9 protein-coding genes are annotated in these 9,785 nt (G+C 70.1%); 1 reads left to right on the forward strand and 8 read right to left on the reverse strand.

The features are described from left to right. From AB0F81_RS32070 to AB0F81_RS32090, 5 genes are all read right to left on the reverse strand, one after another. Positions 1–737: condensation domain-containing protein (locus tag AB0F81_RS32070; RefSeq protein ID WP_360203284.1), on the reverse strand; the 737-nt coding region annotated here is incomplete at its 3' end. Positions 738–1,015: 278 nt separating this feature from the next. Continuing rightward, positions 1,016–1,327, reverse strand: a complete 312-nt coding sequence (locus AB0F81_RS32075) for a phosphopantetheine-binding protein (protein ID WP_360203286.1) — start codon at positions 1,325–1,327, stop codon at positions 1,016–1,018. A gap of 68 nt (positions 1,328–1,395) precedes the next feature. Next, entirely contained in the window at positions 1,396–2,529 is a 1,134-nt protein-coding gene (locus tag AB0F81_RS32080; RefSeq protein WP_360203287.1) for an acyl-CoA dehydrogenase family protein, read from the reverse strand. Between the two features lie 16 nt (positions 2,530–2,545). Further along, on the reverse strand, positions 2,546–3,577 hold the full coding sequence (locus tag AB0F81_RS32085; RefSeq protein ID WP_360203289.1) for a ketoacyl-ACP synthase III family protein: 1,032 nt from the start codon (positions 3,575–3,577) through the stop codon (positions 2,546–2,548). 99 nt (positions 3,578–3,676) lie between these two features. Next, positions 3,677–3,889 carry an MbtH family protein gene (locus AB0F81_RS32090; protein ID WP_360203297.1) on the reverse strand — a complete coding sequence of 71 codons (213 nt, stop codon included), beginning with the start codon at positions 3,887–3,889 and terminating at the stop codon, positions 3,677–3,679. A gap of 249 nt (positions 3,890–4,138) precedes the next feature. Between AB0F81_RS32090 and AB0F81_RS32095 the strand changes: the two genes are divergently transcribed. Then, entirely contained in the window at positions 4,139–5,080 is a 942-nt protein-coding gene (locus tag AB0F81_RS32095; RefSeq protein WP_360203290.1) for a TauD/TfdA family dioxygenase, read from the forward strand. A gap of 81 nt (positions 5,081–5,161) precedes the next feature. Here the strand turns inward: AB0F81_RS32095 and AB0F81_RS32100 are convergent, their stop codons facing one another. From AB0F81_RS32100 to AB0F81_RS32110, 3 genes are all read right to left on the reverse strand, one after another. Further along, a complete protein-coding gene (locus AB0F81_RS32100) occupies positions 5,162–7,078 on the reverse strand; it encodes an ABC transporter ATP-binding protein (protein ID WP_360203291.1) in 1,917 nt (638 codons plus the stop codon). Positions 7,079–7,193: 115 nt separating this feature from the next. Then, a complete protein-coding gene (locus tag AB0F81_RS32105; protein WP_360203292.1) occupies positions 7,194–7,991 on the reverse strand; it encodes an alpha/beta hydrolase in 798 nt (265 codons plus the stop codon). A 9-nt stretch (positions 7,992–8,000) separates the two neighbouring features. Then, positions 8,001–9,692: an MBL fold metallo-hydrolase gene (locus tag AB0F81_RS32110; protein ID WP_360203299.1), complete on the reverse strand. Its 1,692-nt coding sequence runs from the start codon at positions 9,690–9,692 to the stop codon at positions 8,001–8,003. Positions 9,693–9,785 lie beyond the last annotated feature (93 nt).

The following is a 9,785-nucleotide window of genomic DNA, read 5'->3' on the forward strand; positions in this document are numbered from 1 at the left end:
GGGAGGGCGTCCTGGACGCCGCGCCGGACGATCTCCTCCGGGTCGTGCACCCGGAAGCTGACGTCCACCGTCCGCGCCACCCGGCCCGGCAGCCACTGGCGGCGCCGGCCGCCCGGCCGGGCGCTCTCCGGCAGGTCGGCGAGCGCACCCGCCCAGTACTCGCGGTCGCGTGCCGGGGCGCCGGACTCGCGGTAGTCGCGTTCGGCGTCGATCAGCACCGAGACCGGTTCGCTGTGGTCGCCGGCCGGGGTCCGCCCGGACGACAGCGCGTCGTACGCGTCGGCCACCGCCGAGACGAACAGCGCGAGGCTGTACCCGTCGACGACCAGGTGGTGCAGCCGCTGGTACCAGAGGAATCGGTCCGGTCCGAGCACGTACAGCACGTGCCGGTACATCGCGGCGTCGATCAGCTCCATCCGGTGCCGGACGTCGGCGCGCATCGCGGCCTCCGCGGCTTCCCGCGGGCGCGGTTCGGTACGCAGGTCGACCACCTCGAGCGCGTCAGCGCCGGTGGCCGCCACGTACTGCCGCGGCCCGCCGTCCACCAGGCGGAACCGTGTCCGGTACGCCTCGGCCCCGTCCAGCGCGCTGCGCAGTGCCGCCGCGAAGACGTCGACGTCCAGGTCGCCCCGCAGCTCGACGTACTCCGCCACGTTGAACGCGACGCTGTCGGGCTCGAGCTGTTGGGCGTTCCACACGCCCCATTGGCCGTCCATGAGTTCGCGCAGTTCACCCATCACCGGTTCCCCAGCCCCTCTCGTACCTCTGCATCGCTCACGCCGGCTCGGCGACCAACCGATGGCCGGACAGCGGTGTGCTGTCGGCCTGGAGCGGGATGTCGGTGTCGACCGTGCCGTCGGCGATCACGGGACCGCGTCGACGGGGACCGGGCTGCGGGTCTGCGCGGCCGGCCGCCGTGCGGCCTGGTCCAGCCGGTCGAACTCAGCGTCACTCTGGCCTGCCCTGAGCGGTGTGACAAGTGCTGGCCGCACACCGCTGCGCGACGCCCGTCGGCTCAGGCCGATTCCCTGCTCACCGCGTGGGTGCTCAGGTAGGCGCGCCCGGCCTCGTCCAGCTCGGACGCCGAGGTCGCGAGTTCGCGCAGGTGCCGGGCCTGCGCGGCGACCGTGAGGCAATCCAGCACCGCCAGGTAGTGCACCTCGATGCCGAAGATGCTGCGGATCCGGTGCGCGATCCGCATCGCCGCCAGCGAGTGCCCGCCGGCCGCGAAGAAGTCGTCGTGCACGCCGATCGGCCCGCGCCGCAGCGCGGACTCCCAGCAGTGCACGAGCACGGTCTCCAGTACGTCGTCCCCCGTGGTGGGCATGGGCAGGCCTTTCGGTGTCGGATGTGCAACTGAGCACGGGATGCCAGTCGAACGAGCCGCGCGAACGGTCAGAGTCCGAGTTCCCGGGCGATGATCTGGCGCTGGATGTCGGAGGCGCCGGAGAAGATGGTGCCGCCGACGGCGTCGCGCAGGGCCGCCTCCGCCCCGCTGCCGGTCAGATAGCCGCGGCCGCCGAGCAGCTGCACCGCGTCCACGGCGCCGGCCAGCGCGGCCTCGGAGACCGCCAGCTTGGACAGCGCCGACGCCAGCGTGTCGGGTTCGTCGCGGTCGATCAGCCAGCAGGCGCGGTACAGCAGCAGCCGGCTGCTCTCCAGGCGCAGCTTCATCTCGACGATCCGGTTGGAGACCGACTGGAACTCGGCCAGCGGCCGCCCGAACTGGCGGCGCCGGGTGACCTGCTCGACGGCCTGCTCGATCAGCCTCTCCTGCAGGCCGACGTAGAGCGCGAACAGGCAGGTGCGCTCCCACAGCATCGACTGCTGGAAGACGACCGAGCCCTGGCCGCGTTCGCCGAGCACGTTGTCGTCGGGCACGAAACAGCCGGTGAAGGTGACCTCGCTCGCCGGGCACGAGGCCATGCCGAGCTTGCCGAACGGCTCGCCGGCCCGGACACCGTCCGCGTGGCGCTCGACGGCGAAGGCGGTCACCGCGAAGTGGCCGGCCCCCGGGTCGGTGGTGGCGTAGGTGACGAACACGTCGGCGGCCGGGCCGTTGCTGACGAAACTCTTGGTGCCGTCGAGCAGGTAACCGCCGTCGACCCGGGTCGCGGTCGTGGCCAGCGTGGCGACGTCGGAGCCGGCCTGCGGCTCGGTCATCGCGTTCGCGGCGACGGTCCGGCCCGCGCACATGTCGGGCAGCAGCCGCTCGCGCAGGGTGACCGAACCGAACTCGGCGATCGGCATCGCGCACGCGAACAGGTGTGCCGCGGCCGCGAACACCAGCCCGGTGTCGGCGCAGCCCCGGCCGAACGCCTCGAAGATCAGCGCGGTGTCCAGCGCCCCGTGGCCGCCACCGCCGTATTTCGGCTCGACGCTGGCGCCGAGCAGGCCGAGTTCACCCAGCGCCCGCCAGTCGCCGGGGGCGAGACCCGGCGTACCGCTCTCCGGGGCGAATCTGCGCCGGGCAGCGGTGAGCGCGTCGTCGTACCGCGCTCGTTGCTCCGGCGTCCAGCCGAACTCCATGGACCGACCCTCCCGTTCACGACACCCACGGCGGCGCCGCGAGCACCCGGATGACGGCGCCGGCGATGTTGACGCCGGGTCCGACACCGAGCAACAGCAGATGAGCACCCGGGCCGACCGCGCCGGTGGTCAGCAGGTGGTCGAGTGCGATGACCTGGTCGGCCGCGCCGACGTGGCCGACCGTGCTGCCGAACTCCCAGGTGGTGTCGGCGAGCTTGACGCCCAGCGGCCCCAGCCGGTCCTCCACCACCGCGCGGCCGGCATGGTTGAACAGGACCCGCGACACCTGGTCCAGCTCCAGGCCGGCCTCGTCGAGCAACCGGTCGGCGAGCCCGATGAACTCCTGGACGAATCCCAGCCCGCTGCCCGGCCCGAACCCGCCGGAGCTGGCGAACTCGGCGAAGCGCGCCTCGAAGTCCAGCGGCCGCCCGACGGTCGCGTCGGCCGGGTGCAGCGGGGTGCTGCCGCGGTGCAGACGCTCCAGCTCGGGCAGCGTGACCGAGCCGACCGACAGCACCTCGGCGATCCCGCCCTCCCGGCTCAGCACCAGCGCTCCGGCGCCGTCGGCCATCACCAGCCCGGGGTTGCACCGCCACCGGTCGAGCGTCGGGGAGCTGAAGTTGTCGGCGGACACGAGCAGCGCGGTCCGGTCGCCCGGACCGGCGCGCAGGCCGGCGTCGGCCAGGGCGAGGGCACCGAACATGCCGTTGCAGCCCTGCCGGATCCCGGCGCCGAACGCCTGCCCGGCCGCCAGCTGCCGCTGCAGGTACGAGTGCGGCAGCCAGCCCTCCGGCCCGGAGTGGTAGACGTCGACGTAGAGCAGATGACTGAGCGAGCCGACCGGCGTGCCCGCGTGCTCGATCGCGGATCGCGACGCGCGCAGTGCGAGGTCGACAGCCGGCACGTCGCCGGCGATCGCGATGCTGACGAACCCGGCGATCTCGGCCTCGTCCGGCTCGTACAAGCCGGCGGCGACCGCGTCGGTGACCGCGATCCGGTCCGCGACGAAAACACCGGTTCCCTTGACGAACAATCCACGCGTTCGCATGCCGGAACACTATCCATCACCGGCCGTGGGACAGAATCGCGCGGCAAACAGTGAAGGGGCCGGGAAGTGATCCCGGCCCCTTCACAGTTTGCTTGTCGGCTAATTGTTACCCATCGCAGCGATCAGGCTCTTGGGCCGCAGGTCGGTCCAATTCTTCTCGATGTAGTCCAGACACTCCTGGCGTCCGGCCTCACCGAAAACAACGTCCCAGCCGGCCGGCACCTCGACGAACTTGGGCCACAGCGAGTGCTGACCCTCGTCGTTCACCAGGACCAGATACGAAGCGTCAGGGTCCTCGAAAGGATTTACCACCGTACCCGCCTTCCCTTCAATGATCTGCAGACGCGGCGTCTGCAGAAGCCGCACATCGCCTCCATCCAGGGGGCGTCTGTGCCGTCATCCTCTCTCGACGATGTCGCCGTGCGCCATACCGGGCAACGCCGTGCAACCGGCTCCGCGCCGCAGTTGGACAGGGGTTCGGCGACGCCGGCCGATCATCTGGTCAGCCGCCGGAAGGCGGGAGAGACTGACGGAACTCTACTTCGATATTGGAGGAAACGAATGGAGCAGACCATAGCGGCGGACCGCGCCTGGAAACCGCACGAGATCACCACCGAGATCACCGGAACGGCAGATCTCGCGGCCTGGCTCGACGACCTGGGACCGGTTCGGCTCGGTGAACTTCTCACCACTCACAAGGCGCTGGTCTTCCGGGGTTTCGGTGTTGCGCCGGAATCCATCGACGCGCTGTTCGAACGGCTCGTCCCGGGCCGCCTGCCCTATGTCCACGGCAATTCACCGCGGACCCGGGTCGGGCGCAACCTCTACACGTCGACCGAATATCCGCAGCAATTCACCATTTCGATGCACAACGAGCTCAGCTACGCCCATCGCTGGCCGGCCCGGCTCGCCTTCTACTGCGAAAAGGCGGCGGAAAGCGGCGGGGCGACGCCCGTGCTGGACGGCGAGCGGTGGCTCGCCTCGCTCGACGCCGAGGTCCGCGAGGCCTTCGCCGGGGGCGTGCGCTACGTCCAGAACCTGCACGACGGGTTCGGCTTCGGCAAGAGCTGGCGGGAGACGTTCGAGACCGACGACCGCGCGGCCGTCGAGGAGTTCCTCACCCGGTCACAGGCCGACTGGGAGTGGGGCCCGGACGGCATCCGCATCACCCAGCACCGCAGCGCCACCACCACGCATCCGGTGACCGGCGCCGCGGTCTGGTTCAACCAGGCGGACCAGTGGCATCCGGCCGGGCTCGGCGACAAGGCCGCGTCCGACCTGTACGCGATCCTGGAACCCGACGAGTTCCCCCAGTACGTGACGCTCGCCGACGGCAGCCCGATCCCGGACGCGTACATCGAGCAGATCCAGGCCCGCGCGCTGGAGAACGCCGTCGACGTCGACTGGGCGGCCGGGGACGTGCTGCTGATCGACAACGTGCTCACCGCACACGGCCGGCGGCCGTTCGAGGGAACCCGCCGGGTCCTGGTCGCGATGGCCTGACCGTTCCCGCTGCACCTCCGACAACGCGGTCCCGTGGATTTCTCCACGGGACCGCGTCGTGTATCCGCCGGTGCGGTGGCCTCAGTCCACGGCCTCGGCCACCGGGTCGTTCTGGTGCGAGAACTGGATGCGGTACAGGTCCGCGTACAGCCCGCCGGCGGCCAGCAGCTGGTCGTGGGTGCCGCGTTCGCTGATCCGCCCGCCGTCGATGACCAGGATCTGGTCGGCTTGGCGGACCGTCGACAGCCGGTGGGCGATGACCAGCGAGGTACGCCCGGCCAGCGCCGTGGCCAGCGCCCGTTGCACCGCCATCTCCGACTCCGAGTCCAGGTGCGCGGTGGCCTCGTCGAGAACCACCACCGGCGGCGACTTCAGCAGCAGCCGGGCCAGGGCGATCCGCTGCTTCTCCCCACCGGACAGCCGGTAACCCCGTTCGCCGACCATCGTGTCGAGGCCGTCGGGAAGCGCCGCGACCACGTCCCAGATGCGCGCCGCGTCGCAGGCCTCCCGCAGTTCCCGCTCGGACGCGCCGGGACGGGCGTAGAGCAGGTTCTCCCGCAGCGTCTCGTGGAACAGGTGCGGGTCCTGGGTGACCACACCGATGGTCTCGGTCAGCGACCGCAGGGTCACGTCGCGGACGTCCTCGCCGCCGATCCGCACCGTTCCGGACACCGGGTCGTACAGCCGGGAGACCAGCTGGGTGAGCGTGGTCTTGCCGGCCCCGGACGGGCCGACCAGTGCGGTCAGCTGGCCGGCGGGCGCCCGGAAGCTCAGGTCCCGCAGGATCCATCCGTCGTTCGCCCGGTCCACCGGCGGCGGCGCGGGCGGCGGCGACACCGGTGGCCGCGGTCCCGGCCGCGGGCCCATCGACTCCAGGGAGGCGATCGACACGTCCGCCGCCTTCGGGAAGCGGAACGAGACCGCGTCGAACTCGATGTCCGGCGCCGTGCCCTCGGCGGAGGCCCGCAGCGGGCGGGCGCCGGGCCGGTCCTCGACCAGCGGCCGGTGGTCCAGGATCTCGAAGATCCGGTCGAAGCTGACCAGCGCGACCACCCATTGGACGTGCATGTTCGACAGCTGGTTGATCGGCCCGAACAGGCGCTGCAGCAGCGTCGCCAGGGCCACCAGCGTGCCGACCTCGAGGGTGCCGTCGATGGTGAGCTTGCCGCCGAACCCGTACACCACCGCGATGGTGATCGCGGTGAGCACGGTGACGGCCACGACCATCATCTGTCCCCAGACCATGGTCGAGGTCGACAGGTCGCGGACGGCGCCCGCCCGGCCGGCGAACGTCTTCGCGTCCCGCTCCGCCTCGCCGTACAGCTTGGCGAGCATCGCGCCGGAGACGTTGAACCGCTCGTTCATCATCGACGCCATCTCGGCGTCGCCCTCCATCCGCCGCCGGGTGAGCCGCTGCATCCGCCGGCCGATCGTCTTGGCCGGCAGCAGGAACAGCGGAATCATCACCAGGACGGCGAGGGTGATCTGCCACGACAGGACCAGCATCGTGGCGATGACCAGTACGAGTGTCAGGATCGTCGAGGTCACCTGGGACAGCAGCGTCGTCACCGCGTTCTGGGCGCCGATCACGTCCGAGTTGAGCCGGCTGACCAGCGCGCCGGTCTGGGTCCGCATGAAGAACGCCAGCGACTGCCGCTGGACGTGCGCGAACACCTCGGTGCGCAGGTCGTAGAGCAGTCCCTGCCCGACCCGGCCGGAGAGCCAGGCCTGCAGGTAGATGGTCGCGGAGTCCAGCACGGCGAGCCCGACGAAGCCCAGCGCGAGCCAGGTGACGACCGACAGCCGTCCGGGCATGATGCCGTCGTCGATGATGAACTTGAGCACCAGCGGAGTCAGCGCGGTGATCGCCGCGTGCAGCGCTGTCATCAGGAGAAGCAGCACCACCAGAACTCGGTAGCGCTTCGCGTACCCGACGGCCCGGCGGAAGGTGCCAGGCCGTACCCGGTGCCGTTTGGCCGCGTCAGGGTCTGGCGGCATCGGCATTCCTGCCGAACCGGGCCCCGGTCCGGGGCCGCCTCTGGTTGTCACGTCACTCGTCCTCTACGTCGTGCGGGTCGCACCGTGTGCCGACCGCGCCTGCGGGGCGTGCGGTTCAGTGCCGGTCGAGGAACTCGATGATGGCCGCGTTCGTCTCGTCCGGCCGTTCGAGGTTCCCGAGGTGCCCGCACTTGGGGATCTCCACAAAGTCACTGTCCGGAATCGCCTCGGCCACCTCGGCGCCGAGATGCGGGGGTGCGATGAGGTCGTCGGAGTAGGCGATGACCCGGCACGGCACCGCGACGGTGCGCAGCGCCGGTCGCCGGTCGGAGAGCAGGTCGACGAAGCTCTGGCCGGCCGCGGCGCCATCCCCGGCCAGTTCCAGCACCTCCAGCCACGGCGCCACCACGGCGTCGTCGTTCAGCGTCGTCGGCGACAGCATCTTGTACGCCGTGGTGACGGCGTCGTAGCCGCGCGGCAGGGTGATGCCGCTCTCCTGCAGCGCCTGGTCCGCCAGCACCTGTGCGCGCCGGATGACGTCCGGCCGGCCGCGGGTGGCCATCAGCACCGCGCACCGCACCAGCTCCGGATGCTTGATCACCAGCTCCTGGGCGATCATCGAGCCCAGCGAGAAGCCGACGATCCGGCAGGGGCCGATGCCCAGCGACTCGATGAGTCCCCGGGTGTCGGCCACCATGTCGTCGAGCGAGTACCGGCCCGCCGGGGCGTCCGTCGGCGGCACTCCACGGTTGTTGAACGTGATCGTCTGGTAGCCCGCGCGGTGGAGGGCCGGGGTCTGGTACGTCGTCCAGACGTGGCCGGCCGCACCCGACCCCATGATCATCAGGACGTTCTCGCCCTGCCCGGACCGCTGGTAGGCGATCCGGATGCCGTTGGCCTGCAGTTCGGGCATGGCGTCCGGCTACCAGATCCACTCGCGCTTGTTGAACAGGTGCTCGGCGGAGATGCCGTGGTCCCTGCACCAGGTGAGGAACTCGTCGATCTGCTTGAGCTGGTACGAGTCGTCGTTGTACGAGGTGGCCATCACGTGCCCCTGCCAGCTCTCCTCGCCCATGGCGTAGATGTAGGCCTCGTCCGCGTCGAGCTCCTGCAGGATCGCCGCCGCCTGGGCCGCGTTGGAGCCGGACAGCTTGCGCGAGTCGCTCATCTTCTTGGTGACCGGGCGGGTCAGCAGTCCCTGGTACAGCCAGGTGAGCGGCGCGCCGTCGCACTCCATGCCGAGGAACGCCAGGTCGACCTTGCCGAGGTGCTCCTTGACGTACCGGTAGAGGACCGGGTCGATGCCGGACGAGTCGGCGCCGATGTAGACCGACGCCCCGGCCAGCTGGACGAAGTAGGTCGACTTCGCGCGGATGTCGAGGTCGGCGTGCTCGCCGAGGAACGGCGTGGCCACCAGCCGGCCGCCGCCGGGCAGCGGCAGCTCGTCGAAGTCGTCGACCTCGATGACGTTGAATCCGATGTGGCGCAGGTAGAGCGCGATCGACGGGTCAGCCAGGTTGCCGCGCGAGGAGCGCGGCACCACGACCGCGTCGATCCGCGGGCGCAGCATCAGCAGGGTCTCCAGCACGATGTGGTCCTGGTGCCCGTGCGTGATCACCACGTAGTCGATGTGGTCCGGCAGGTCGTCCAGCGTGTACCGGTCGCCGTGCCGGTTGTCGGCGCTGATGAACGGGTCGGTCACGATGCACGCTTCCGGCGTCTGCAGGACGAGGCAGGCGTGGCCGAAGTAGCGGATCCGGCCGCCACGCTCGATGTGCCGGTCCTCGGACAGGCTCGGCGCGGGGGCCAGGAGCCGTTCGAGGTGCAGCGCCTGCGCGTCGTTCAGCTCCAGCGCCTCGCGCAGCTTCGGCAGCGTGGTCGGCTGGGTACGAGCCTTGAAGAACTCGTCCAGGCCCGGGTGGGTGAACTGGTGCGGCAGGTCGATGACGTCCGCGTTCGGCAGCCGCGGGGTGCTCAGGATGAACGGGCGCTCGATGCCCGTCTCCAGCGACAGCTGCACCGACTGGCGCCGGACGTCCCACATCGGGCTGTGGTAGAGCAGCGGCTCGATGTAGTGCATCGACGCCTGGTTGCTGGTGTCGTAGGCCAGCTCGACCAGCCCGTTCAGGATCGCCGGCAGCTGCGGGTAGAGCGGCGTGAGATCGAAGCCGGTCGCGCCCTGCCGGATCAGTTCCTCGGCCTCGGCGATCGCGGCGGCGAAGTTGAGCATGTCGGCCCGGTCACGCTTGATGACATCGAGCAGCTCAGCGATCTCGGTGCTGCGCTCCTCCTCGATGTTGACGAAGTAGCCGCCCCGCAGTTCCGGGTTCGAGCTGGCCGCGACGTGCACCTTCGGAGAGTGCAGATACGACTCGAGCAGCGGCACCTGAACGTTCGCCAGATTCATCGACGCCTGAACCGGGGCGGTGATGTAAAGCCATGCGTAAAACCGGTCTACCAGCGGTTCGATAATTGCATTCGAGCGAAGAAACCTCGGCTCATCGTTGTCGCACATCCGCATTCCCTCCGTGAAACACACATCGACGTCACGGCTAGCGCAAAACACCAATGTCGGGTCCGTGCGCGCCGCACCCATCAGAACGCAGCGGCGCATGCCCGTCAATGAAAGGCGCACCGTGCGGATGCACGGTGCGCCTCATCAACAATTGCGTGCAACCGGCGCGGCGGCGCAGTTGCACACCCGCGG

Origin of the sequence: Actinoplanes sp. NPDC024001, assembly GCF_040638955.1 — a bacterium.
Taxonomy (GTDB): domain Bacteria; phylum Actinomycetota; class Actinomycetes; order Mycobacteriales; family Micromonosporaceae; genus Actinoplanes.